General features: G+C 66.4%; 20 protein-coding genes and 2 pseudogenes. 11 read left to right on the forward strand and 11 right to left on the reverse strand.

The features are described 5' to 3' along the window. The first annotated feature begins 2 nt into the window (after positions 1-2). Entirely contained in the window at positions 3-2,081 is a 2,079-nt protein-coding gene (locus tag QM841_RS28475) for a heavy metal translocating P-type ATPase (RefSeq protein ID WP_283334628.1), read from the forward strand. On the opposite strand, the gene QM841_RS28480 is transcribed toward QM841_RS28475, so the two are convergent. The 3 genes from QM841_RS28480 to QM841_RS28490 all read right to left on the reverse strand — a co-directional run bounded on the left by QM841_RS28480 (position 2,023) and on the right by QM841_RS28490 (position 5,973). Next, on the reverse strand, positions 2,023-3,687 hold the full coding sequence (locus tag QM841_RS28480; RefSeq protein WP_283334629.1) for an FAD-dependent monooxygenase: 1,665 nt from the start codon (positions 3,685-3,687) through the stop codon (positions 2,023-2,025). The genes QM841_RS28475 and QM841_RS28480 overlap by 59 nt on opposite strands. 62 nt (positions 3,688-3,749) lie before the next feature. Further along, positions 3,750-4,712, reverse strand: coding sequence for an MBL fold metallo-hydrolase (locus QM841_RS28485; RefSeq protein WP_065492745.1), 963 nt, complete (start codon positions 4,710-4,712; stop codon positions 3,750-3,752). A gap of 208 nt (positions 4,713-4,920) precedes the next feature. Further along, the gene (locus tag QM841_RS28490) at positions 4,921-5,973 is read right to left on the reverse strand and encodes a YeiH family protein (RefSeq protein WP_005561845.1); all 1,053 of its coding nucleotides are present in this window, start codon (positions 5,971-5,973) and stop codon (positions 4,921-4,923) included. Positions 5,974-6,074: 101 nt separating this feature from the next. Between QM841_RS28490 and QM841_RS28495 the strand changes: the two genes are divergently transcribed. Continuing rightward, a complete protein-coding gene (locus QM841_RS28495) occupies positions 6,075-6,980 on the forward strand; it encodes a LysR family transcriptional regulator (RefSeq protein ID WP_283334630.1) in 906 nt (301 codons plus the stop codon). Positions 6,981-6,987: 7 nt separating this feature from the next. On the opposite strand, the gene QM841_RS28500 is transcribed toward QM841_RS28495, so the two are convergent. The 3 genes from QM841_RS28500 to QM841_RS28510 all read right to left on the reverse strand — a co-directional run bounded on the left by QM841_RS28500 (position 6,988) and on the right by QM841_RS28510 (position 10,257). Next, on the reverse strand, positions 6,988-7,719 hold the full coding sequence (locus QM841_RS28500) for a sulfite exporter TauE/SafE family protein (RefSeq protein WP_283334631.1): 732 nt from the start codon (positions 7,717-7,719) through the stop codon (positions 6,988-6,990). A 49-nt stretch (positions 7,720-7,768) separates the two neighbouring features. Then, on the reverse strand, positions 7,769-8,797 hold the full coding sequence (locus QM841_RS28505) for a phosphotransacetylase (RefSeq protein WP_283334632.1): 1,029 nt from the start codon (positions 8,795-8,797) through the stop codon (positions 7,769-7,771). 89 nt (positions 8,798-8,886) lie between these two features. Then, positions 8,887-10,257 (reverse strand): aspartate aminotransferase family protein, encoded by a 1,371-nt coding sequence (locus QM841_RS28510; RefSeq protein WP_283334633.1) that lies wholly within the window; start codon positions 10,255-10,257, stop codon positions 8,887-8,889. A 225-nt stretch (positions 10,258-10,482) separates the two neighbouring features. Between QM841_RS28510 and ald the strand changes: the two genes are divergently transcribed. The 4 genes from ald to QM841_RS28530 all read left to right on the forward strand — a co-directional run bounded on the left by ald (position 10,483) and on the right by QM841_RS28530 (position 15,133). Further along, a complete protein-coding gene (ald, locus tag QM841_RS28515) occupies positions 10,483-11,604 on the forward strand; it encodes an alanine dehydrogenase (protein WP_005249214.1) in 1,122 nt (373 codons plus the stop codon). Between the two features lie 103 nt (positions 11,605-11,707). Continuing rightward, entirely contained in the window at positions 11,708-13,177 is a 1,470-nt protein-coding gene (gene pdxR / locus QM841_RS28520) for a MocR-like pyridoxine biosynthesis transcription factor PdxR (RefSeq protein ID WP_105418015.1), read from the forward strand. Between the two features lie 145 nt (positions 13,178-13,322). Continuing rightward, complete coding sequence (locus QM841_RS28525; RefSeq protein ID WP_283334634.1) at positions 13,323-14,438, forward strand: hypothetical protein; 1,116 nt, start codon at positions 13,323-13,325, stop codon at positions 14,436-14,438. A 104-nt stretch (positions 14,439-14,542) separates the two neighbouring features. After that, complete coding sequence (locus tag QM841_RS28530; RefSeq protein ID WP_280779221.1) at positions 14,543-15,133, forward strand: dihydrofolate reductase family protein; 591 nt, start codon at positions 14,543-14,545, stop codon at positions 15,131-15,133. 143 nt (positions 15,134-15,276) lie between these two features. On the opposite strand, the pseudogene QM841_RS28535 reads toward QM841_RS28530, so the two are convergent. Beyond that, positions 15,277-15,462, reverse strand: a pseudogene (locus QM841_RS28535) (MerR family transcriptional regulator); the annotation flags it as partial. A 373-nt stretch (positions 15,463-15,835) separates the two neighbouring features. Here QM841_RS28535 and QM841_RS28540 point away from each other — a divergent pair. The 3 genes from QM841_RS28540 to QM841_RS28555 all read left to right on the forward strand — a co-directional run bounded on the left by QM841_RS28540 (position 15,836) and on the right by QM841_RS28555 (position 18,119). Then, positions 15,836-16,348 (forward strand): hypothetical protein, encoded by a 513-nt coding sequence (locus QM841_RS28540; protein WP_283334635.1) that lies wholly within the window; start codon positions 15,836-15,838, stop codon positions 16,346-16,348. Between the two features lie 618 nt (positions 16,349-16,966). Further along, positions 16,967-17,314 (forward strand): histone-like nucleoid-structuring protein Lsr2, encoded by a 348-nt coding sequence (locus tag QM841_RS28550; protein ID WP_283334636.1) that lies wholly within the window; start codon positions 16,967-16,969, stop codon positions 17,312-17,314. 52 nt (positions 17,315-17,366) lie between these two features. Then, a complete protein-coding gene (locus QM841_RS28555) occupies positions 17,367-18,119 on the forward strand; it encodes an SOS response-associated peptidase (RefSeq protein WP_283334637.1) in 753 nt (250 codons plus the stop codon). A 321-nt stretch (positions 18,120-18,440) separates the two neighbouring features. On the opposite strand, the pseudogene QM841_RS28560 reads toward QM841_RS28555, so the two are convergent. Both QM841_RS28560 and QM841_RS28565 read right to left on the reverse strand, forming a co-directional pair. Continuing rightward, positions 18,441-19,019: pseudogene (locus QM841_RS28560) on the reverse strand (ATP-dependent DNA ligase); the annotation flags it as partial. Positions 19,020-20,543: 1,524 nt separating this feature from the next. Next, positions 20,544-21,158 carry an NAD(P)H-dependent oxidoreductase gene (locus tag QM841_RS28565; protein ID WP_283334638.1) on the reverse strand — a complete coding sequence of 205 codons (615 nt, stop codon included), beginning with the start codon at positions 21,156-21,158 and terminating at the stop codon, positions 20,544-20,546. A 78-nt stretch (positions 21,159-21,236) separates the two neighbouring features. On the opposite strand from QM841_RS28565, the gene QM841_RS28570 reads away from it, so the two are divergent. Next, positions 21,237-21,812 (forward strand): TetR/AcrR family transcriptional regulator, encoded by a 576-nt coding sequence (locus QM841_RS28570; protein ID WP_283334639.1) that lies wholly within the window; start codon positions 21,237-21,239, stop codon positions 21,810-21,812. Between the two features lie 187 nt (positions 21,813-21,999). Here QM841_RS28570 and QM841_RS28575 read toward each other — a convergent pair whose 3' ends face one another. Together QM841_RS28575 and QM841_RS28580 are read right to left on the reverse strand one after the other, a co-directional pair. Beyond that, positions 22,000-22,380, reverse strand: coding sequence for a maleylpyruvate isomerase N-terminal domain-containing protein (locus QM841_RS28575; protein WP_283334640.1), 381 nt, complete (start codon positions 22,378-22,380; stop codon positions 22,000-22,002). A 138-nt stretch (positions 22,381-22,518) separates the two neighbouring features. Next, the gene (locus QM841_RS28580; protein WP_283334641.1) at positions 22,519-23,142 is read right to left on the reverse strand and encodes a hypothetical protein; all 624 of its coding nucleotides are present in this window, start codon (positions 23,140-23,142) and stop codon (positions 22,519-22,521) included. Positions 23,143-23,292: 150 nt separating this feature from the next. Here QM841_RS28580 and QM841_RS28585 point away from each other — a divergent pair, with 150 nt between their 5' ends. Then, the gene (locus tag QM841_RS28585) at positions 23,293-23,619 is read left to right on the forward strand and encodes a hypothetical protein (RefSeq protein WP_283334642.1); all 327 of its coding nucleotides are present in this window, start codon (positions 23,293-23,295) and stop codon (positions 23,617-23,619) included. The last annotated feature ends 4 nt before the right edge of the window (positions 23,620-23,623 follow it).

Consider the following 23,623-nt stretch of genomic DNA (forward strand, 5'->3'; position numbering starts at 1 on the left):
GCATGTCTCACGATCATCAGCAGCAGGAAGTGGAACAGGTCCGGGACACCGGGCACGACGCACACAGTGAGCACGCGGATCGGCATGCCGGTCACGGCGCGCACGGTGAGGTGTTCCGGCAGAAATTCTGGATCAGTCTCGCGCTGTCGGTGCCGGTCGTGGTGTTCAGCCACATGTTCGCCGACCTCCTCGGCTACCCCGTCCCCGACTTCCCGGGTGCGTCGTGGATTCCGCCGGTGGTCGGCACCGCGATCTACTTCTACGGCGGCGCGCCGTTCCTCACCGGCGCATGGGGTGAGCTGAAGTCGCGGCGGCCCGGCATGATGCTGCTGATCGGCATGGCGATCACGGTCGCATTCCTCGCGTCGTGGGTGACGACCCTCCAGATCGGCGGATTCAACCTCGACTTCTGGTGGGAGCTCGCGCTTCTCATCGTCATCATGCTCCTCGGACACTGGCTGGAGATGCGGGCGCTGGGGTCGGCGTCCGGTGCCCTCGACGCACTCGCCGCGCTGCTGCCGGACACCGCCGACAGGGTCACCGACGACGGCGTCACCGAAGTGCCCGTCTCCGAACTCGCCACCGGCGACCTCGTGCTGGTGCGGGCCGGTGGCCGCATCCCGGCCGACGGCACCGTCGAGGACGGCCGCGCGGAGGTCGACGAATCGATGATCACCGGCGAATCCAACCCTGTCCCACGGTCGGTCGGCGACACCGTGGTGGCCGGCACCGTCGCCACCGACAGCGCGCTGCGCATCCAGGTGGGCGCGGTGGGGGAGGACACCGCCCTCGCCGGCATCCAACGACTGGTCGCCGACGCGCAGTCGTCCTCGTCCCGGGCGCAGGCCCTCGCCGACCGCGCCGCGGCGTTCCTGTTCTACTTCGCCTCGATCGCAGGGCTTCTCACGTTCGTGGTGTGGTCGCTGCTCGGCAACGTGGACGAGGCCGTGGTGCGGACCGTCACCGTTCTGGTGATCGCCTGCCCGCACGCGCTCGGCCTGGCGATACCCCTCGTGATCGCCATCTCCACCGAGCGCGCCGCAAAGGCCGGTGTCCTGGTGAAGGACCGGTTGGCACTCGAACGCATGCGCAACGTCGACGTCGTCCTGTTCGACAAGACCGGCACCCTGACCCAGGGCAGGCACGCCGTCACCGGGGTGGTCACCACCGCGGGTGTCACCGAGACCGAACTGCTCGCGCTCGCCGCCGCCGTGGAGGCCGACAGCGAGCACCCGGTCGCGCGGGCCATCGTCGCCGAGGCGGCGTCGAACGTGCCCGCGGACGAGCGGCGCACCGCGTCCGACTTCCGGTCACTGCCCGGACGCGGGGTGCGCGCGAACGTCGGAGGCGTGGAAGTGGCCGTCGGCGGACCGGCGATGCTCACCGAACTGAACGTGACGGTCCCCGGTGACGTTGCGGCGCAGACGACACGGTGGGTCGAACGCGGCGCCTCCGTCCTCCACGTGGTCCGCGACGGACGGGTGCTCGGCGCGGTGGCGCTCGAGGACGCCGTCCGCGAGGAGTCGAGGCAGGCGATCGACGCCCTGCACGAGCGGGGTGTGAAGGTCGCGATGATCACCGGAGACGCCCGTCAGGTGGCCGACACCGTCGCCGCCGATCTCGGCATCGACGAAGCGTTCGCCGACGTGCTGCCGGAGAACAAGGACGCCGAGGTCGCCGCACTCCAGGCCCGCGGTCACCGGGTGGCGATGGTCGGCGACGGCGTCAACGACGCGCCCGCACTCGCCCGCGCCGACGTGGGCGTCGCGATCGGCGCCGGCACGGATGTCGCCATCGAATCGGCCGGTGTCGTCCTCGCCGCCGACGACCCCCGCGCCGTGCTCTCGATCATCGACCTGTCGCAGGCCAGCTACCGCAAGATGTGGCAGAACCTGGTGTGGGCCACCGGATACAACGTCATCGCCGTCCCCCTGGCCGCCGGGGCCCTCGCGTTCGCCGGGGTCGCGATCTCACCCGCGGCCGCCGCGATCCTGATGTCCGTCTCCACCATCGTCGTCGCCCTCAACGCGCAACTGCTGCGCCGACTCGATCTGGATCCGGAACGGCTGGCACGGAAGTGAGCACGGTGACGAGGGGTTCGGTGATTCGGTGCAGCGCGGACACCAGCCCGTCGACCGTGTCGGTGACCGCCGCGATGTAGGCGTCGGGGCGGATGACCCACACCTCGCCGGGCTTCGCGTCCAAGGCGGCGGTGAGGACGCCGGTTCCGTCGATCTCCGACAGCCGGACGAGGCGGATCGGCGTGTGCACCGCTGCGAGTGCCGCGCTGCGGATCGCGTCGACGTCCACGCCGTCACCCGCGAGAAGCAGGATGCCGTGCCGGGCGATGTCGCGGAGCCGGCTGCCGGCACCGCCGCGCAGCGTCACCGGGGTATCGGGCACGAGGATTCCCGGCGCGGCGGCCGGGGTGCAGCCACGCTCGGGGCGCCCGGCGAAGGGTCGTTCCGGATCGGTTGTGGTCAAGGGTGATTCGACGTACCAGAACGGCTCGGCGAGACGACCGCTGTCGACGTGTGCCCGCGCCTGCGGGTCGGTGACCGCCGCAGTGAGCACGTCGTGCCGGTGCCGGTGCTGGTCCTCGGACTGCGGAACGAGGAAATCCATCGTCGCCGTGGTGACCGCGATGTTGTCGACGGCAGCCGCGTGCCGCTCGGTGTGATACGTCTCGAGCAGCGACTCGTCGGCCCAGCCCCGCAGGACGAACGCGAGCTTCCACGCGGCGTTCTCGGCGTCGGCGACACCGGAATTCAGGCCGCGCGCCCCGAACGGGGACACGATGTGCGCGGCGTCCCCGGCGAGCAGCACCCGGTCGACGCGCATCCGGTTCGCGACCCGGGAGTGGAAGCGGTACACCGATTTCCACACGATCCGGTAGTCGGTGTCGCCGATGATCTTCCGGATCCGCGCGTCCAGCGCACCCGACTTCTCCTCGGCCTCGAGATCGTACTCGCCGGGCACCTGCCAGTCGATGCGGAACGTCGAGTCCGGGCACGGGTGGATGAGCACCTGCCTTCCCGGGTTCCACTCCGGGTCGAAGTAGAAGCGGCGCTCGTCGGCCCAGCCCGGAATGTCGGCGGCGATGTCGCAGATCAGGAACTTGTCGTCGAACGAACGACCGTCGAACGTGACACCCAGCTGGCGCCGGATCGCGCTGCCCCGCGACCCTACGGCCACCACCGCATAGTCCGAGGTGACGGTCTCCTCGCCAGAGCCGGTGCGGCAGGTGATGGTCACGCCGGTCTCGTCCTGATCCACGGACGTGGCCTCGTATCCCCACCGAACGTCGATCGACGACGTGGCCGCGATCCGCTCGTCGAGCAGTTCCTCGGTTCGCGCCTGGGAGATGTTGACGAACGGCGGGAACGACGAGATGCCGCGGTCGACGAACGTCTGCGCGAACAGTTCGTGGTCGCGGTGGAAGGTGCGTGCGCACCCCCACGTCACGCCCTCGTCGGCCAGCTGCCTGCCGACGCCGATCGCGTCCCACACCTCGAGGACGTCCCGCTGCTGGCAGATGGCTTTCGATCCGATCGGGTCACGCTCAGCCCGCGCGTCGAGCAAAGTCACCGGTATTCCCCAGCGCGCCAACAGCAACGCCGTCGTCTGCCCCACCGGGCCGTTGCCCACGACGGTGACCGTGCCGCCGCGGGTGTGTCGTCTTCCCATGATCCTCGCCTTGTCAGTGTGAAACGGTGACGGATGTCAGCCCTGTGAAACGGTGACGGACGTCAGCCCTGCAACTGGTCCCAGACCTCGCGGTCACGCTCGGCGGTCCAGATGACGGGCCGTTCGATGCCCGACAGCTCGTCCCACACGCGGGAGACGTCGAAGGGGAGGCAGTGTTCGAAGATCGGCCAGTGCCCGTACTGCTCGTTCAGTGCGGCGTGGGTGGCTTCGAACGCTTCCTTCAGGGTGCCCCCGCGCTGCTGCACCGCCCCGACTTCGGCCAGCATGACCTCGATGAAGTGGCGGGTCTGCTCGATGGCGGCGTCGACGGCGTCCCGCCCGTGGGAGACGGCGCCGCGTCCGCCGATCAGGACCTCCGCGCCGAGCGCCTTGATCGCATCGAGGGTGCCGGTGGACCAGTCGCGGTGGAAGGCGTCGCCGGTGTAGAGCGCGGCTTGCGCCTCCACGAGGTCGCCGGCGAACAGAATCTTCTGTTTCGGCAGCCACGCGGTGATGTCGCCCTCGGTGTGCCCGCGTCCGAAGTGCTGGAGCACAAGGTCGCCGCGTCCGCCGCCGAGGTCGATGGTGAGCTTGTCGGCGAACGTCAGGGTGGGCCACGTCAGTCCGGGCACCGAGTCGGCCGCCTTGGCCAGGCGCGGCATTCGGCCGAATTCGCTTGCCCAGTCTTCCTTTCCACGCTCCTCGATGAGGGCACGGGTGGTCTCATGCGAGACGATGGTCTCGGCGTCGAACGCGGACGCACCGAGCACGCGGACGGCGTGGTAGTGCGAGAGCACCAGGTACCGGACCGGCTTGTCGGTGTGCTCGCGCAACTTGCGCAACCAGTCCTGCGCGGCCACCGGGGTGGCGAGCGCCTCGAAGCAGACGACGAAGTCCTCGCCCTCGATGGCGCCGATGTTCGGATCCCCCTCGGCGGTGAGGGCGTACACGCCGTCGGCGAGGACCTCGAGGGTCTGCTCCTTTTCACCGAGGTCGGCCGACGAAGCGAAGCTTGTGGGGCTCATGCGATCCACCTAACTAATCAAAGGTTTGATTGATGGTGGCCACAGTAACCCGGATCACAAAATAATGAAAGCCTTGATCAAAATTTGGTCTCTCGACCGGGCCCCGATCGAACGAACGGGACGCTCGTTCGATCTGACGCAACGAGCGTCCCGTTCGTCGCGACGGGGGCGACGGGGGGAAGTGGGGGCGACGGGGTGGGTAGCGGCATCACCCCGCGAGCAGTACCCCGACCAGGGCGATCGACGCCACCCAGACGGTGGAGATGCCCGCGAGCACGAAGGGTCGTGCGCCGACCTTCTTGATCGTCGCGATCTGGACACCGGCGCCGAGGGCGAACATCGCGGCGGTGAGGAGGGCGGTCTGCACGATCTTGGCCTCGGCGAGCAGGCCCGTGGGCAGCAGGCCGGACGACCGCAGGCCGACGCAGGCGAGGAAGGCGAGGACGAAGAGCGGGACGAGCGGCGGCCGCTTCACGTCGGCGTCGGTGCCGGCGAGCCTGCGCTGGCGCACGCTGAGGACGGCCATGACCGGGGCGAGCATGAGGACGCGGGCGAGTTTGACTACCGCGGCCACGCCCAAAGCGGCACCACCGATCGCGCCGCCCGCGGCGACCACCTGGGCGACCTCGTGGATGGAGCCGCCCGCCCACAGGCCGGCGTCGGTGTCGGAGAGTCCCAGCGCCCGCGACAGCAGCGGGATCGCGGGGATCATGAGCGTGCCGAAGATGACGACGAGCGCGACCGCGGTGATCACCTCTTCCTCGTCGGCGTCGACGACACCGTCCACCGCTGCCACCGCGGCCGCGCCGCAGATCGAGAATCCGCAGGCGATGAGCAGTCGCTGGGTCCAGCTGAGGCCGAGCAGCTTGCCCGCGAACATCGTTCCCACGATGCCGAGACAGACGATCGAGACGACCACGACGATGACGCCCCAGCCCAGTCCGAGGATGTCGCTCAGCATCAATTGGAGTCCGAGGAGGGCGATGCCCACCCGCAACAGTTTCTTGGCAGAGAACTGCAGTCCCGGGCGCAGGCGTTCGGGCAGATGCACGACGTTCGACAGAACGGCGCCGAGCACGATGGCGATGAGCAGCGGGCTCACCGTCGGAAGGAACCGGCCGACACCCATGGCGACGGCGGTGGCGACGGCGCACAGCGCCAGACCCGGCAGGAGAGTGGCCGTGGCGGTCTGCAGTCGCGGCAGCGTTGCCGGGCTCTCGACGCGCTGTTCCTCGGACTTCTCGCTCAGTTGACTACTCATGGATCCACGGTCCGTCACGGTGGCCGTCTCCGGTAGCCGTCATCTCGACATGAACACATATCATCGTGATATGTCTTGCGCCGGGGTCATATACTCGATGCATGTCCCGCAGATGGCCCGAGTTCCCCGTTCTCGAGTTGCTCGTGGGCGTCGACGACCACGGAAGCCTCAGCGCTGCCGCCAGAATCGCCGGAATGGCGCAGCCGAATGCGAGTCGCGCCATCAAGCAACTCGAGCGCCAGTTCGGCATGACGCTGTTGCAGCGCAGCCCGACGGGCTCGATACTGACACCGCAAGGTACCGTGATCGCGCACTGGGCACGCCGGGTGCTCTCCGACACTCGCCGGCTGCTCGACGTGGCCGAGGGACTGCGCGCGGAACGCGCCGCCGAGTTGACGGTGGGTGCCAGCATGACTGTCGCGGAACACCTGATGCCGGGGTGGCTGGGGCAGTTTCGCCGTTTGCACTCCGACGTGACCATTCACCTGCAGGTGCACAACTCGACTCAGGTGTTCGAGCGGATCAACAGCAGGATCTGCGACGTCGGGTTCGTCGAATCGCCGACGGTGCCGCGACCGTTGAAGAGTCTCACGGTGGCGCGTGACCGCCTGGTCGTCGTCGTTCATCCCACCCACCCGTGGGCCCGGCGACGGAAGGCGCTGACCGTCGCCGAGTTGGCGCTGACACCGCTCCTGGTCCGCGAGCCGGGATCCGGCACGCGAACCACCCTTGACGTGGCATTGCAGGAATACGACCGGGCGGCACCGCTTCTCGAGCTGGGCAGCGCCGCCGCGATTCGCACCAGCGTGCTGGCCGGGGTCGGTCCCGCGGTGATGAGCACCCTGGCGGTGGCGGAGCAGGTCGGCGCCGGAGAGCTGAAAGTGATCGACGTCGACGGTCTCGAGCTCGACAGGGTGCTGCGCGCCGTGTGGCGGGGCGCGCGTCAGCTCGAAGGTCCCGCAGGCGAACTGGTGCGTCTGGTCCGCCGGGTCGGTGCCGAGCCGTGAGCGGCTGTCACCCGAGAATGCAGGTCGCCGCACCGGCGGCGATCACCAGTACGATGACCGCGGAACGGAACACCCCCGGCGGGAGTCGTCGGGCGATCGCGAGCCCGGTGACGTTGCCGATCAGCGCGGCGGCGACGAAGACCGGGAGTCGCGGCCAGAACATCGATTCCGTGATTTCGTCGTGTAACCACAGGACAGCGAGCGCCATCACGTTCGCGATGATGAAATAGCCTGCGAGATCGGCGATGAAAGCCATCGGTGGCAACCGCGCGCGCATCAACAACAGGACCGGTGGCGGTCCGTTGAGCGATGTCGTCGTTCCGAGGTAGCCACCCACGGAACCGGTGAGGAGGTGCGCAGTCGTGGACGGCGCACGCGTGACTTCCGCCCGGTTGGGGAACGCCATCGCGAGCCCGCACAGCATCACCACAACTCCCGCTGCGGGCTTCAGATACTGCTCCGGCAGCAGACCGAGGGTGACCGCGCCCAGCCAGGCGCCGGGCAGACTGCCACCACCGAGCAGCGCCACCCGTCCCCAAGTGATGTGTTCTCGCAACTGGTACGCGGCGCCGATCCGCGTGATCAGGCCCGCCACCAGATTGACGAATACCACTTCGGGAACGGCGAATCCAACCATCAGCATCACCGGCGTCGCGATCAGTGCCGTCCCGAACCCGGTGGCGCCGCCGATGACCGACGCGATGCCGATGCACAGGGCACCGATGAGGAGCATCGTCATCGCGACTCCCTTCCCGATCCGGTGGCACGTTCCCGTGCAGGTCTGATGTTCAGGTGGCCAAAGATTGGACTGCGCTCACCAGAGCCATCAGTTCGATGTCGCTGCCGGTGCATCCTCGGGACAGGTCGTTCCACGGTGCGGCCAAGCCTTGCAGGATGGGACCCAAGGCTATTGCACCGCCGAGCCGCTGAGCAATTTTGTACCCGATGTTGCCGGCATCGAGATTGGGGAAGACCAACACGTTCGCCCGGCCGGCGACCCGTGAACCGGGCGCCTTGGACGCGCCGATCTCGGCGACCAGCGCGGCATCGAATTGCAGGTCACCGTCCACGTGCAACTGCGGGTCCCGGACGCGCACCAGTTCCGTGGCCTCGCGGACCTTCTCCACTCGCGGGTGGCTGGCGCTGCCCTGGGTGCTGAACGACAGCATCGCCGCGATCGGAGTCTGCTCGGTGAGCTGGAAGTGGGTGGCGCTGGCGGCCAGCGCGATGTCGACGAGTTCCTCGACCGTGGGGTCGGGTACGACGGCGCAGTCGGAGAACGTCAACTGCCTTCCGTCCGACAGCAACATCAGAAACGAGCTCGACAGGATGCTCGAACCCGGCGCGAGACCGACGATGCGCAGCCCGGCCCGCAGCACATCGGACGTCGGCCTGCTCGCGCCCGCGACGCAGGCGTCGACCACTCCGGCGCGCAGTGCCCCCGCGGCGAGGCACACCGGGTCGGACAGCGCCGACTCGATCCGGTCGGGGTACCTGGCGAATCCCGATTCGACGGCGTCCCGGATCGCGGGGTCGGCGGCCGCCTCGTCGAGGTCGACGACGAGTTCCTCGGCCAGCGGGATACCCGCGGCCTCGGCGATGCGCCGGATGGCGTCCCGCCGCCCGAACAGCCGCGGGGAGACGACACATTTGTGGTGCAGATGGTGGGCCGCGCGGATCGCGCGCTCGTCTTCTCCGTCGGCGAGACCGACGACGCGGCCCTCCCCACGCAGGGTGGCGACCCAGTGGTCGATCAGCGACGAATCATTCAGTCGTGCAGCGTCGGTGGGTGGTACAGCGGTGACGCCCGGGGCCATGGCCTCGCTCTCCCATCACTACGAAGAAGGGTGGCGGTCGTCGATCTCGACGACCGCCACCCGCTGGAACTCGGGGAACGTATCGTTCCCTACGGCTGGATTGCCTTTTCGATGTCGGTGAGCATGCTGTCGATGCCGTGGAGCAGTTCCGAGAGCACCTCGTCGTCGGCCACGAGGGGCGGTGAGATCATCAGCATCGTGGCACCACGGTCGTCGCCGCGGAGAATCACCTTGGTGCGGGCGAACGCCTCCGGCAGTACCTTGCGCAACACCGTCAGCGATTCCTGCTCGGTGAACTCGCGGCCGCTGTCGCTGTCGGCCATCAATTCGATCGCGTAGAAGAATCCGGTGCCGCGCACGTCCTTGACGCAGCGGTGCGAGCTCATCAGCGAGTCGAGTGCCGACTTCAACTTCGGTCCGCGCGCGGAGACGTTGCCCAGCACGTTCTCGTCGCGCATCGCGGTGATGTTCGCGACCGCCACCGCCGTAGACACCGGGTGTCCGCCCCACGTCGCGCCGTGTGTGAACACGCCGCCCTTGGGCGAGTCGTAGAGCTCGCGAACCAGCTGCTCACGCACGATCAGGCCGCCGAGCGGGGCGTATCCGGACGTGGAACCTTTCGCGAACGTGATCATGTCGGGAACCACACCGGTCAGCCCGTGCCCGAACCAGTGTCCGAGGCGGCCGAACGAGCAGATCACCTCGTCGGAGACCAGCAGGATCCCGTGCTTGTCGCACAGCGCGCGCAGCGCGGCCCAGTATCCGTCCGGCGGGACGAGGGCGCCGCGCCCGTTCTGAACCGGCTCGGCGAACACAGCGGCGATGGTCTCGGCGCCCTCTTCCTCAATGACGGCTTCGATCGCGGCGATGCAGTCGAGCTCGTTCGCCGGGCCGCAGTCGCCGAGGTAACCGAGGGTGTTGGGCACGGAGCGTACCCCGGGCAGCAGCGGTCCGAACGGGTCTTTGATCTTGGGCAGCTGAGTTACAGAGAGCGCGCCGAGAGTGGTTCCGTGGTAGGCCATCTCGCGGCTGATGATCTTGGTGCGCTGCGGGTTGCCCTGGCTGCGGTGGTACTGCCGGGCGAACTTGACGGCCGTCTCCACGGCCTCCGAACCCGAGTTGACGAAGAAGGTCGTCCCGAGATCACCGGGCGCCAGGTCGGCGATGAGCGCGGACGCCTCGATCGCGGGAATGTGGGCGCTGCCCCAGTTGGAGGCGTACGCCAGCGTCCCGATCTGCTCGCTCGCCGCCTTGGCGATGTCGTCGCGGCCGTGACCGATGTTCACGCAGAACAGGCCTGCCAGACCGTCGAGGAAACGGTCCCCCTCGGTGTCGATCAGATAGCTTCCCTCGCCACGAACGAACACCGGAAAGTCGCTTTCCCAGGTGTCCTTACGGGTGAAATGAGGTCCGAGGTGCCGGCGGGCCCGTGCTCGCAATTCGGTGACGTCCACGACCATCTCCTTCGTTGTCGAATGGCTGTGATCCACAACATACCGACGGGGCAGACCGCAGGTCAGGGCCAGAAGAGCGGTATTCGATGGGTCCAGTCTGGTCCCCGTAGACGGCGCTCAACTGGTCCTTCTGGTCCCATGCCAGAGTGATCCAGACTTCGGTATCGAATCGCTCGGGCACCACGACGTGTGGTCGGAGCGGCGAACAGCCCCAGCTAACGGAGGTCTCAGATGAGGATCGGTATCCCCAAGGAAGTCAAGAACCACGAGTACCGGGTGGCGGCCACTCCCGCCGGTGTCCACGAAATGGTCGCCCACGGGCACGACGTGTTCGTGGAACGCGGTGCGGGGGAGGGCTCGTCGATCGGTGACGACGCCTACGGCGCCGCCGGCGCGAAGATCCTCGACTCCGCCGACGCGGTGTGGCAGAGCGCGGAACTGCTGCTCAAGGTCAAGGAGCCCATCGCCGAGGAATACCACCGGATGCGTTCGGACCTCACGTTGTTCACCTACCTGCACCTCGCTGCGGGTGAAGAGTGCACCCGGGCACTGCTCGCCGCCGGTACCAATTCCGTTGCGTACGAGACTGTTCAGCTTCCCGACGGTTCCCTGCCCCTGCTGTTCCCGATGAGTGAGGTCGCCGGCCGGCTCGCACCGCTCGTCGGTGCACAGGCACTCATGCGCCCGGAGGGTGGCCGAGGCGTACTGATCGGCGGCGTGTCCGGTGTGTTGCCGGCTCGCGTCGTCGTGATCGGTGCGGGTGTATCGGGCATGAACGCCGTCGCCGTCGCCGCAGGCACCTGGGCCGACGTGGTCCTGTTCGACAAGAACGTCGACAAGCTGCGCGCCGCCGACCGGATGTACCAGGGCCGGATCCGCACCCTCGCCGCGAACGCCTACTCGATCGAGCAGGAGGTCATGCAGGCCGACCTCGTCATCGGTGCCGTGCTCGTCCCGGGCGCCAAGGCACCGAAGATCATCTCGAACTCGCTGGTCTCGCGGATGAAGCCGGGCAGCGTTCTCGTCGACATCGCGATCGACCAGGGTGGTTGCTTCGAGGATTCGCGTCCCACCACCCACGCGGAGCCCACGTTCAAGGTTCACGACTCGGTGTTCTACTGCGTGGCGAACATGCCGGGAGCGGTGCCCCACACGTCGACGTACGCACTCACCAACGTGACCTTGCCGTACACCCTGCAGATCGCCGAGAAGGGCCTCGCCCGCGCGGCCAGGGAGAATGCCGCACTCCGGGCCGGTGTCAGCACCGTCGCCGGGCGCCTGACGAACGATGCCGTCGGTGAGGCACTCGGGATCGAGTCGGTCAGCGTCGACGACGCGCTCAACCTGGTTTGATTTCGCCGCCGGCCCGGCATACTGAGAAGTGCTCGTTCGAGAACTTCTCGGCGTGCCGGGTCGGCCTACCTCTGGCCACTCTTGGATCCACAGGAGGCGATGCGTGCCGAGAACACTGATCGAGGTCGACCGCAATTCCGCCGAACCGCTCTACCGCCAGGTTCGACGGGCGATCGAACACGGCATCGCCAACGGACTGTTCGATCCACGCCACCGCCTTCCGAGTTCGCGGGAACTCGCGGTCGATCTCGCGATCTCCCGGAACACGATCAACCTGGCGTATCAGGAACTGATCGCCGAGGGACTCGTTCAAAGCCACCAGCGCTCGGGCATGTTCGTCAATCCCGACATGATCGAGACGCTCGCAACGGACGCCCGCGCGACCATCCCGCGCATCGACTGGTCGTCCCGCATCCGGAGTTACCCCGACGCCGACGTCCCGCACATCGAGAAGAACGTCGACTGGCACAGCTATCCGTACCCGTTTCTGGCCGGGCAGATCGACATCCGCAGTTTCCCCGCCCGCGCGTGGGTGCGTTGTCTCCGCGACGCGCTATACCAACCCCACGCCTACGCGAGCCTCCAGGACAGCGTCGGTGCGGACGACCCGATGCTGATCGACATGATCCGCCAGCATCTGCTGCCCTCGCGCGGCATCGAGGCGAGTGCGGACGAAGTTCTGGTGACGGTCGGTTCCCAGCAGGGGCTGGACCTCGTCGGCCGGGTGCTACTCGGACCCGAGGATCGGGTTGCCATCGAAAACCCCGGCTATCTCGATGCGCGACACATCTTCCTGCGCACGGGCGCCCAGGTGTACGGCATCGACGTCGACGATCGCGGCCTGCGCCCGCCGGAGACTCTCCGCGGCACAGACCTGATGTATCTGACACCGAGCCATCACCATCCGACCAACGCGACGCTCGGCATCGACCGTCGTCAACGTCTGCTGCAGCTCGCCGCGGAGTCCGGCACCGTGATCGTGGAGGACGACTACGACAGCGAGTTCCGCTATCACGGCAGCCCCAGCCCGGCGCTGAAAGCGCTCGATTCCAGCGGCGACGCCGTGTACCTCGGCACGTTCTCGAAGTTCCTGGCCCCCGGTCTGCGTCTGGGCTACCTCGTCGGACCTGCGGACCTGGTGCGCGAACTGCGGAAGGCCCGACGGTACGTGCTCCGTCATCCCCCGGGTCACCAACAACGGGCCCTGGCCATGCTCATCGACAGCGGGGAGTACCACCGCGCGCTGCGCCATCACCGCACCCAGATGAAACACAAATGGGAGCGTCTGTGTGCGGCCGTCGACAAGTACCTTCCGTGGCCGCAGGAACCCTATCCGCCCGGTGGCGTCAGCTTGTGGATGACCGGTCCGGAGAACCTCGACTGCCGGGTGCTCGTGCGCGAGGCGGAAGCCCGCGGTGTGCTCATCGAACGGGGCGACATCTTCTTCACGCAGCCGGTCCCGCCCCGCAACCACTTCCGCATCGGCTACGGCGCGATCCCCCTGCGGTCCATCGAAGAAGGCATCGCACTTCTCGGCCAGGCGTGCCAGGCGAGTTTCCGCTTTGGCAGGTAGACCCGATAACACCCGCGCCTGCGCGCATCCTGCCGCCCAGACGGCGGCCTGTTCGGCCGGCTTCCTCGCAGCCGCAGTGGCCCACGGCCCGTGGTCAGAACATATTGGAGGCGCGTCGGCTCGGGGACTCTAGGGTGGTCAGCACATGACTACAGCAGAATCCTTGTTGGCCGGCCCACGTGGGCGTCGGATGCTGCTCGCCTACGCGAGGGACGCCGAACGAACTCTGCACTCCGAGTTCCGCAGTGACTCGTTCGATCACGCCGTATTTCTGGCGTCGTATCACCTCGAGTCCGGTCGCGAAGGCGCACGCGTGCTGTTCGGGCCCGGCGCTGAAGAGGCTCGGCGGACCGTCCTCACTGCAGACGATGTGGCGCATCGCCTGTCCCAGGTGCCGCTTCCCGAGGTGACAGCGGTTGCACTCCGTTCGGCCCTCGCCGACGCGGTGGACGCGGCGCGCTACTGGCAGGACCCGGACGGTGAAGACATCCTCGTCGATACCGAGCCGGTGCGCCGTGAGCTTCGACGGGTCGCCGAGCACATCGCACGATCCCCGCACGCGCAGTGGTGGACGACGCCCGCTGCGACCGATCAGTGGTCGGTGGGCTGGAGTGAGGACGATACGGATCCCGTTGACTCGACTACCACAGAACTGTTGCGTGACTACCGTGATCGGACTGCCGCGGAGGAAGTGCGAGCAGAACGCGATCGTCCGGCGGATCCGTCGGCGAACTGGTCCGGCTGGTGGTGGTCGACTCCACCCACACGGTGTTCGTCCCGGCGGCTGTTCGACGGGACCCCGGCCGGTTTGTGGTTCGTCGAGGACAGCATGGGATGGGAGCGCGCCATCACGCGACGAATGAACATCCCCGCCGGCGCTCGCGTGTACGAGGTCGACGGTGCGCAGGCGTGGGCAGAACTGTGCAGACAGTTTCCCGTCGAGGTCACCGCGCAGAAACGACACGATTGGTACCGCACCACCGGACGATCTGGACGATGGGTCATTCCCGACTGGCCGCGGCTCTCCGAACGGTACGAGGGCGTACACCTCACCGTGGCGGGATATCTCGCCGCGGCGGGCACCGCGATCGCCGTCGACACCGACACCGACACCGACACCGCGAGTGTCATCGCGGGATGGGCGCCCGACGACACCTACTGGCTCACCGACACCGTCAACCTCGACAGTGACGATTCCCGGACCTGGGTGTGCGACACCAGTGGAAGACATCCTTCCTGGGTCGGCGAAACTCACCGCTGAGGACTGCTGTCCTTGAGCCGCAGGCGGATCCGCGAACGCGATGCCGGCGGGAATCCGCACGCGACACGCTAAATTTGGGGCACCCCTACGTAGAGGAGAGCCCCATGGGCAAGGTGGTCATGTACAGCTCGGTGTCGGTGGACGGCTTCATCGCGGACGAAAATGACCAGCCCGGACCGCTGTTCGACTGGTTGTCCAGCGGTGACGTCCCGTTGGACGAAAGCGGCGAGCTGAAGGTGTCGCAGACGTCCTACGACTACACCCGGTCGTACTGGGACCAGATCGGGGCGACACTCGTCGGCCGCCACGTCTTCGACATGACCGACGGCTGGGACGGAAAGCCTCCGAGCGGGATCGACCACGTGGTCGTCGTGACGCACCGGCCGAAGCCCGAGGGCTGGGACCCCGAGGCGCCGTTTCACTTCGTCGACGGCATCGAGGCAGCCGTGGCCAAGGCGCAGGAGCTCGCGGGTGACCGCATCGTCGAGGTCGCCGCCGGCGACGTCGGTGGCCAGGTGCTTGCCGCAGGCCTGATCGACGAGGTGCGCATGGACGTCGTACCCGTCGTGTTCGGGGCCGGCAAGCGCTACTTCGGGTCGGTCCACGCACAGCACCTGTTGGAGGATCCCGACGAGGTGATTCAGGGCAACCGGGTGCTTCACCTGCGCTATCGGGTGCGCCGTCGACCGATCTGAGCGGACTGCGAACGGTGACACAAGATCGGGTCTCAGGCTGCGTTTGCGCATCGCTGTCCCTGGTCGGGCAGCCGACGCCGATCCGCCCCATCACCTCACCTGCGGCAAGTTCAACTCGAGATCACTGGTCGCCGGCTTCCGTCCAGGCGCCGGTTGTCGCGTTCGAGTTCGCCGGTCCGGTGTTCGCGGTCGAGGACGAGGCCGATGCCGACGACGTTGACTCTGGCATCGATGAGTTCGGCGACGCGTTCGAGCCGGGCCAGTTCGTGGTCGCCGTACCGGCGGGTGCCCGCGCCGGTACGGAGGGGAGTGATCAGCCCGTACTCCTCCGCGCGGGACCGGCGGCAGTCGACAAGCACTGGCCAGGAACGCCCGCGGGACTCGCGGCGGTGCGCCGTCTGGTCGGGATCCGGCCGGCATGAGCTTCGCGTAGTCAACGGGATAAGTCCGCCTCACGCTCGGGCAGCGCACCGGAGCGCCCGCCACGTGCGATTGGGGACCGGGCACACGGGGTAGTCACGGTATACGCCTCGCGCGCACCGGCGCGCCATGTTCCACATGCTCCCGACGCCCGACGCAGTGCGTGGCGACGACACACAGCAGGTGGGTTCGATGATGAAAATAGGAAAGACCAAAACCAAAGTTGAAGTTGCCGCAGCGGTCGGCGCCGGATATCTACTGGGGCGCACACACCAATTGAGGATGGCCGTGAAGATCGCTGGTGCGGGCGGGCGGTCCCCCAAGGGGCCTGAGGATCTGCTCGTACAGGGATCCGAGTTTCTGGCCTCGTCTCCGGAGATTGGGGAACTGGGCGATTCGGTTCGGGACGAGCTACTCGACACGGCGGCCGCCACGGCTGAGGCCAGCAGTGGGCACGTCGATTCGTTCCGCGACCGCCTCCGGTCGGGCGGTGCGCACGTCGTGGCCGGCGGCGGACATCTGGTCGCGGGGGTGAAGAGGATCGGTCGGCGCGGGCACGCCCACCCGCGGGACCCCGAGGATTCCACCGTCGACGAGATATCGGAGCACGGAAAAGACGAGGACGGACGTTCGTCTCCCACGGTCGAAGAAGAACAACAGGCGAAGCCGCACAGACTGCGCAAACGTCGGGTCACGACACCCAGTGATTCGGCGGGGGAGTCCCGCGACCAATCCGCACAGAAAGCACGACCGGACACAACCGCACGCAGGAAGGGGACGGCCAAGGCGCACTAGCCTCCTCACCCGTTGGGGCCCGGTGCGCATCGATCGGCGCCGAGTTGTGCGTGTCCGCGATCCCGTTATCGGTGCTCGTGGATTCGCTCCGACCGGCGCCGAAACCGCACACTCCGTCATGCAGCAACTCCTCGCGGACAACGAACACTTCCTCACGGTCGTGATGTGCGTGGTCGTGGTGGCACTCGCCGCCGCCGCGGTGTGGACGATCTTCCGCTGACGGACAGGATTCCGGGGGTCCGGCAGGCGGGAATCTCGTTGTTCGGCATGAAATCCCGTGTCCAACGGGCCCGCGCCGCCCTCCAGGCCCAATTGCACGACTTCCAGCCCCGCAGCGGATCGTGCGCCTGCGGAGCGACGTCATCGGAGGACGAGCACACCGCGACCGCACCCTCGGCCTATCCCGAGATCCACCACGCGACGTCGCCGCTGCGCAACGCCGCGCGTGAGAGCGGAGACAGTGAAGCGGTGAAGTGTCGAACTCCCGCGTCACCTGATCGAGCTGCCACAGCTCTCGTAGTCCCACGGGTACCCACAGTCCCCGCTGGACCTCACGAAATTACTGATACTGCCAGTACTGTTATCTGGTCCGTACTGGAGAGCTGAGGAGTGACATCTGTGGCACGCAAGGTTGTAGTTGAGATGGTCGACGACATCGACGGCACCACCTTTGGTGAGGACGGCGAGAGCATCCACTATGCAGTCGAGGGCGTCGAGTACGTGATCGACCTGAAGGACGAGCACGCGAAGGAACTCCGAGAGACCTTCGAGTACTACATCGCGCACTCCACCCGCGTCGGCGGCCGCAAGCACCGCTCGGACCGAACGGTCAACCCCACTGCCGAGAGACGGCCGTCGGGCGAAACGACGAAGATCCGCGCCTGGGCACTCGAGCAGGGCTACGAACTGTCCTCTCGTGGACGTATCCCCACCGAGATCGAGCAGGCTTTCCACGACGCCCACTGAACCTGCGCAGCGCCTTCCCCGTCGCGGTGGTCGATCGTGGCAGGCTATCGGTATGTGTGGTCGTTACGCCTCGACGACGAGCCGGGGAACGCTGCTCGAGACCTTCGATGTCGCCCCTGAACGGGCCGACCCGGAGATGGCGCCGGACTACAACGTGGCGCCCACGAAGACCTCCCCAGTTGTGATCGCGCGGGTACCGAAAGACACCGACGACGAGCAACCCCAACGACAGCTGCGCAACCTCAAATGGGGCCTGACACCGTTCTGGGCCAAAGATCCGAAGATCGGCTCACGCATGATCAACGCCCGCGCCGAGACCGTGCACGAAAAGCCCGCGTACAGGCAGTGTTTCAAGTCTCGGCGCGGGATCGTCCCGGTGTCCGGGTTCTATGAGTGGTTCCCGACCGACGAGGTCGGCAAGTCCGGGAAACCCCTCAAGCAGCCGTACTACATCCACCCGGCCGAGAGCGACATTCTCCCGTTGGCCGGCATCTTCGACTTCTGGCGCAACCCCGACGTCCCCGACAACGATCCGGACGCCTGGCTGATCACATTTTGCGTGATCACAACCAACTCGACCGACGATGTGGGGCATATCCACGATCGGATGCCGATGAGCGTCGCCCCGGAGAACTGGGCGGACTGGCTCGACCCGACCAACACCGACGTCGACCACACCCGATCCTTGATGGCACCGCCGGCACCGGGCAGCCTCGAGACCTACCCGGTGTCCAAGGCCGTCAACAACGTTCGCAACAACGGTGAAGACCTGCTGAAGCCGATCACTCTCGAGGACGCCCACTGACCACTGGTGCGACCCGCGCAAGCACCACGCACTGCCGGCGGACACACCGCCTCGGAATACCACCCGATGGTCCGCTGTTGAACAGGCTGACGGTGGCGCACATACCCCGGGTACCACACCAGAAAAGTCGCTGCGAGCGACCACTTGCCGAGAGGCGATATGGCGTCACCGTCCCGCTGGCCGGGTAAGACCTACAGTGCGTAGCGTTCCCGAAAAGGAAACGAAGCCGCTGTCACCGGGGAAGGCGACAGCGGCTTCCCTTTGATCGGATACGTTCCGTCACAGCGAATCCCGTGTGACCGACCCCGGATCGAGGTCTCCGCGCTGACCCGGTAGATAGGGCGACCCCACCCGTTTGAAAACCGCGCCCTCCATCCCGGAATTCCTGGCGGCCCCCAGAATGACGGCACCGTCCACTCCTACGCAATGCGGCAAGATCTGCACGGGCACGCCGAGCCCGCGTAACTCGTGACCGAGGTCGGTGGGAGCGGCACGGCGCTCCAGATACCGCGTCGCCATCAAATCGGAACCGTCGGCAGACAGAACGTCGAACGGGAGGTAGGTGACCGGCACCTGCCGTCGCAGGGCCGTAGTCGGGCGCAGGGTGTTCATCCGCTTCTGCAAGCGCGCGAACGACAGCCGACCCTGGGAGAGGGCCACGATCTCGCCGTCGAACACGATCCGGCCGCGACCGCCGAATGCTTCGGTCAACGCCTCGGCCACCTCTGGGTACGAGGAGGTGACGACGTTGGGGTTGCGGGTCCACAACACCGGCGGCTCGCCGCCGCCGACCGCAGCCACGACGCGGCACCCGTCGTACTTCATTTCCGCCGCCCAGCCACCGTCCATTTGCTCCGGAGGTTCACCCGGGGTGGCCAACATCGGCGCAATCAGCCGCATGGGCCGATTGTGCGCCCATTTGCGCAGCCCGGGCGACCCTTACGGTTCCGGTATGCGGAAGACCAGCCGATTCGTCAAGCGTATGTTCACGCTGCTCACGTGACGCTGAACCACCAGTACGCGATCTGTGCCAGACCGTTGGCGATCGCATAGAAGGCGGGCTGCGCCCACTCGGGAATGCCCCAAAGACTCAGGTCGTCCATGGCGTCCTCCACACGTTGAAGTTGGCCCCGACAACTACGCATCGCTCGCGGTTACGGCGGATCGGAATCACGTCAACACCTCCGGGGTTAGTTGAATGGAAGCGACTGCCACCACTGGATCGCGTTGCCTAGTGCCACCCACGCGTCGAGGAGCTGAGGGAAAGCGTAGAAGAATCCCAGGTCCAACATGGCGAACTCCTTGGTCGGAACGGGCTCTGTTGAATGGAAGCGCACCTCCTGCGCTGTGTATCGCCCGCCGGAGGCGGATCGGTACAGCTACCCAATCGAGTGGGGCCCGTAGGTGCAGGCCGAGTGATGGCGGGTTCACCCGCAGATCGCAAAGAGAAACAGGCCGCCACACCTGCCAATCCGCGGAACACCGTAGATCAGGACCGTGATGATCACCGGTCTGGGCAGTGAGTGGCGACCTGTTGCTCGTCGCGGTTGTCAGAGTAGATCGTCCCTGTGACAGAGACGATCAGGACTTCGCCGGGACGAGAAACTTCACCGCGACGCTGAACGCATATTTTCCTGGGTTATGGATAGGGACTCGATGAGTGCATGGCCGTCCTCATCGATGCTGAGGATTTTGAACTTCGAGACCCCTTGAGCGTGGAGCATCACCGTGTCGCCAGTTGTCAAACCCGCGCGAGTTCCGGGATTCTCGGTCATACGCCACACCGAGCCCGTACGGGTTCGGTGTGCAAGCCGCCGATATTTGCCGGATTCGATCGATCGTGGCTCCGACTGCCGCAACGGGCGCCACAGTGCTGTGCCGATAGCGGATCGCTGACCGGTGCGAACTTCCTGCATCATCGGGAGATGACTGCGCCCAGACCCCCGGTGGCTGCTGGGCGCACTTCAGCGAGCTCGACATCGCTGGATTCAGAAAGCTCGACCCTGGTCAAGAGGTCGACTTCGAGTGGCAGAAGCCGACTGGTCCGGTAGAGGGTAGCGACTCCGGTTCGGTGGCCTGGCGAACGGTCCCGAAGGTCCAGGCAACCGGCCACGCCCCACTGCGAGCTGCGCTGTGATGAACACCGACAGTTGGACCGAACGATGGCCAGAACACCCGGCCATCAGGACGTTACCCGCCGCGGTCAGTGCAGGTGGACATCGGCAAGGCGTTGCCGCTCGGGCGTGGGGAAGCGGCGCGCGCCGATTACGTCGGCATGGGGGTGAACGTCTATCTGTCGGGTCTGCGGCCAGCGCCTCAAACGCATTGGTTTCAAATCCATTCTCTGCACTTCGCAAGTGCCCGGGCGGAGTGGTACCCGGATTGGGCGGCTTTTCAGAGGTCGAAGATTAGTTAGGGTGTTCGTCAACGGGCAACTGCGCTAGCCAGGCCGGCGACGCGGGCCGCGATACTCTCGCTGAGGTCACGGATCTCTGCGGCGAGGGTATCGCGGCTCTTCGTGTCCGACTCGTGCACGAACGTCGTCGATCCCATTGTGGCACCGCAGTATTCGACAATGCCGCGCTCGATCTGCGTTCGAAAGGCCTCGTACACACCGTGGCGCTCGAAACTCTCCGCGTCGTCGCCCGCAACGGGGATCAGATGGACGGTGAGTCGGTCCAGCTTCTTCACGAATTCGCTTCCCGGGGTGAATTCGTATGCCCACCCGCTGACGAAGACGCGATCGATCCAGCCTTTGAGTAGTGCGGGCATCGACCACCAGTACATCGGAAACACGAGAATCAGATGTTCTGCACGATCGATTCGTTTCTGCTCGGCTACCACGTCAGCAGGCGCAGACCCGTTGCCGCGGAACAGGTCCAGATCGGCTTCGGAGAATCGGGGATCGAAGTTCTCGACTCCCAGGTCGGCGATGTCAACTTCACCGCCCGTGGCGCGGATCGCGTCGGCGGTAGCTCGGGCGACATGCTGGGTCAGCGAGTCGGGATCGGAATGGGACACTACGACGAGTGCGGTCATGAGCGTTTCCTTCGGCGAGTGAGACGTCTATGTACCAAGAGTAGGTTACTATTCGTATATAGCGCAAGGAGGTGCCCGATGGCACGCACGAGACTGTCGCGGGCCGACAGATACGACCAGCTTGTGGAGGTGTCGTGGGCCCTGGTACGAGCAGAAGGCGCGGACGCGCTGACCCTCGGCCGGTTGGCCGAACGTGCAGGCGTCGCAAAACCGGTCGTCTACAGCCACTTTGCCTCCCGCGCCGCGCTGTTGGCCGCCCTCTTCAGCGAATTCGACGACCGTCAGACGGTGATGCTCGAGGAGTATCTCGAGGCCGCGGAGGAGTCACTGAATGGGCGCGCGAACGCCATCGCCAACTCGTACGTCGGATGCGCGCTGGCGCAGGGGCGTGAACTGACGGGTGTGCTCGCAGCGCTGGAGGGTTCGCCCGAGCTGGAGCAGGTCAAGCGTGAATCGGAGCACGTTTATTCCGAACGATGCCGGGAGATACTTGCCCCCTTCGGCACCACCGGTGGACTTGCGCAACCACCGATGACGGCGATATTCGGTGCTGCGGAGGCGCTCTCGCACGCGGCGGTAACGGGAGTGCTCTCGTCCGACGAGGCGAAAAGCGAACTCGCCGCGCTGATCGTCGCGGTGGTCGGCAGGGCCTGACGTCACTGGCGTGTCTGGCGTTGCGCTAGGGCCGTCGTCCGAACCAGTCGAGGAGTCGGGTCTGCTGCGAAGCGTCGGGAGGCAATGTGAGACTCGGGCCCTCGCCGTACGCGCCGAAGGCGAGCATGTCGTCCAGATGGGTTCGACCACACGCGACAGCCCGGCGACCACAGGCGGGTCAAGAGTTTCATCGAGGCCCGCCGCACGAAGGAGGTCCCACAAGGTCGACGAGCCGGAACCGCAGGAACGCCTCGGCAGGGACGTCGCAGTTCGGGCCTGGAACTGGCTGTTCCGGTGGTGCGGCGGCGAAGGCCTCGGCCTGGTGTCGTGACGATTCGGCCACCGCAGCGACCGGGTCGTCTCCGAGCTGGTCATCTGCGAGCATGTTCCGGGCTTGTTCACGACCGACGCCGGCAAGCAGGAGCGCAGTGAAGCGATTTCCCACCACGACGTGCTCGACCAGGTCGCGCACCGAAATCTGTGACGGTGTGGGCAGGTCCCATGAGTCCACCGGCAGTTGGCGCACCACGCGCTCGAATTCGGCCGAGGCAGCGAGAATAAGTTCCACCTTTCGCACGGTAGCGGTCGTGGACTGGCTCCGGATAGGTGCGTCGTGGCGGATGTCCTTCTCGGGAACCACCAGCGGGACAGGCCGGCCGACAGCGCGCTGGCGGACAGGTGGTTCCGTAAGCGGATCGCTGACTGGTCACTGATCCTCAATCGGTGCCGTAGATGGATGGCCGTACTGCACATGGAGGTACTTCCCGGACCGGCCTGCGTTGTTGGTCTGTTCGCTTGAGCCAAAAGTGCTACCCGGCTGCGGCGGGACGTCCGTGCGGTTCTCACCGCGCGGGCCTGTGTAGTCGGCTCCGTAGTCGGCCTGTTCGCGGGAGGGTTCCTTCTCTGCCCTTCGTGTCCAGATCTGGAGTAAGTACCGCTCGGGGTATCCGGAGTCGGCTACCCAGCCGAAGGCGCGCACGAAAACCGTAGCCGGTCCTGGCTCAGTGAGAATTTCGTCGAGCTCGCCCAGGTCCGATCCGAAATCTCCGTCGAGAATCCGCTGGGAGCCGTTGTTGGTGTGATAGCTGGTCTCCGCTGTTCTGTCCCAATCCTGAGGCGATGGTGTGCCGGTCGGCGGACCATCATGTACCTCCACCGTCACCTGTACGGGTCCCCATCTGACTTCGGTGGTGATAGCCAGCACGCCCTGGCCAGGCTGCAGGAAACCCGCAGTCCCGTCGATCGTCGATGCTTGGGCCGCGAAAAGGTCGTCGAACAGGAAGAAGTTGCTGTTCTCGCTGTGGACCTGTCCACTGAGTCGTCGTCGCATCGTCGGCTCCTGTCTCCCGTTATCCGCTCCGTCAGGAACGGTGCCCATGATTCCGGCAGGTGATGACCAACTGTCGACCGTCGCATCCGCTCAGGGATCCGTTTTCGGAACAGGTCACCTGCGGGGTTACGCAGCTGCCACCATGATCAGATGTACGAGTCGACGTTCGAGCTTGTCGACCGGTTCGCGGCCGCCCTTCCACGATCCGAGGAGCTTGCACAACCGGTGGACTCGATCGTCCAGCAGTTGACCGCGCGGGTCGCACGGCTCGGGCGCATCGCACAGAGGATTGAGGCCAACTCCAGCAACGACACGCACGAAGTCCTCCAGAGTGTGCGCGCTGAGCTCAAGGCCACCGAAGCAGAGCTCCTCCACTGGCGAGTTGTCCTCGCGCGGCTTACCGGCAGCGAAGTGCCAGCCGATCCAGAACCCGTTCCCAAGGGAGAGTGGGTCGCTGAAGCACCGCACGACGAGTGAGGCG

It is taken from the genome of Rhodococcus sp. IEGM 1307 (genome assembly GCF_030056915.1).
GTDB classification, from domain to species: Bacteria; Actinomycetota; Actinomycetes; order Mycobacteriales; family Mycobacteriaceae; genus Rhodococcus_F; species Rhodococcus_F opacus_D.

What these genes read in the sequence shown, in the direction of transcription:
- QM841_RS28570 (WP_283334639.1), top strand. Translation starts at nt 21,237, where the DNA reads ATGGCACGCACGAGACTGTCGCGGGCCGACAGATACGACCAGCTTGTG.
- QM841_RS28485 (WP_065492745.1), bottom strand. Translation starts at nt 4,712, where the DNA reads ATGAGCCCCACAAGCTTCGCTTCGTCGGCCGACCTCGGTGAAAAGGAG.
- QM841_RS28580 (WP_283334641.1), bottom strand. Translation starts at nt 23,142, where the DNA reads ATGCGACGACGACTCAGTGGACAGGTCCACAGCGAGAACAGCAACTTC.
- QM841_RS28530 (WP_280779221.1), top strand. Translation starts at nt 14,543, where the DNA reads ATGGGCAAGGTGGTCATGTACAGCTCGGTGTCGGTGGACGGCTTCATC.
- QM841_RS28495 (WP_283334630.1), top strand. Translation starts at nt 6,075, where the DNA reads ATGTCCCGCAGATGGCCCGAGTTCCCCGTTCTCGAGTTGCTCGTGGGC.
- QM841_RS28585 (WP_283334642.1), top strand. Translation starts at nt 23,293, where the DNA reads ATGTACGAGTCGACGTTCGAGCTTGTCGACCGGTTCGCGGCCGCCCTT.
- QM841_RS28555 (WP_283334637.1), top strand. Translation starts at nt 17,367, where the DNA reads ATGTGTGGTCGTTACGCCTCGACGACGAGCCGGGGAACGCTGCTCGAG.
- QM841_RS28565 (WP_283334638.1), bottom strand. Translation starts at nt 21,158, where the DNA reads ATGACCGCACTCGTCGTAGTGTCCCATTCCGATCCCGACTCGCTGACC.
- QM841_RS28540 (WP_283334635.1), top strand. Translation starts at nt 15,836, where the DNA reads ATGGCCGTGAAGATCGCTGGTGCGGGCGGGCGGTCCCCCAAGGGGCCT.
- QM841_RS28500 (WP_283334631.1), bottom strand. Translation starts at nt 7,719, where the DNA reads ATGACGATGCTCCTCATCGGTGCCCTGTGCATCGGCATCGCGTCGGTC.
- QM841_RS28510 (WP_283334633.1), bottom strand. Translation starts at nt 10,257, where the DNA reads ATGGTCGTGGACGTCACCGAATTGCGAGCACGGGCCCGCCGGCACCTC.
- QM841_RS28490 (WP_005561845.1), bottom strand. Translation starts at nt 5,973, where the DNA reads ATGAGTAGTCAACTGAGCGAGAAGTCCGAGGAACAGCGCGTCGAGAGC.
- QM841_RS28525 (WP_283334634.1), top strand. Translation starts at nt 13,323, where the DNA reads ATGACTACAGCAGAATCCTTGTTGGCCGGCCCACGTGGGCGTCGGATG.
- QM841_RS28475 (WP_283334628.1), top strand. Translation starts at nt 3, where the DNA reads ATGTCTCACGATCATCAGCAGCAGGAAGTGGAACAGGTCCGGGACACC.
- ald (WP_005249214.1), top strand. Translation starts at nt 10,483, where the DNA reads ATGAGGATCGGTATCCCCAAGGAAGTCAAGAACCACGAGTACCGGGTG.
- QM841_RS28505 (WP_283334632.1), bottom strand. Translation starts at nt 8,797, where the DNA reads ATGGCCCCGGGCGTCACCGCTGTACCACCCACCGACGCTGCACGACTG.
- QM841_RS28480 (WP_283334629.1), bottom strand. Translation starts at nt 3,687, where the DNA reads ATGGGAAGACGACACACCCGCGGCGGCACGGTCACCGTCGTGGGCAAC.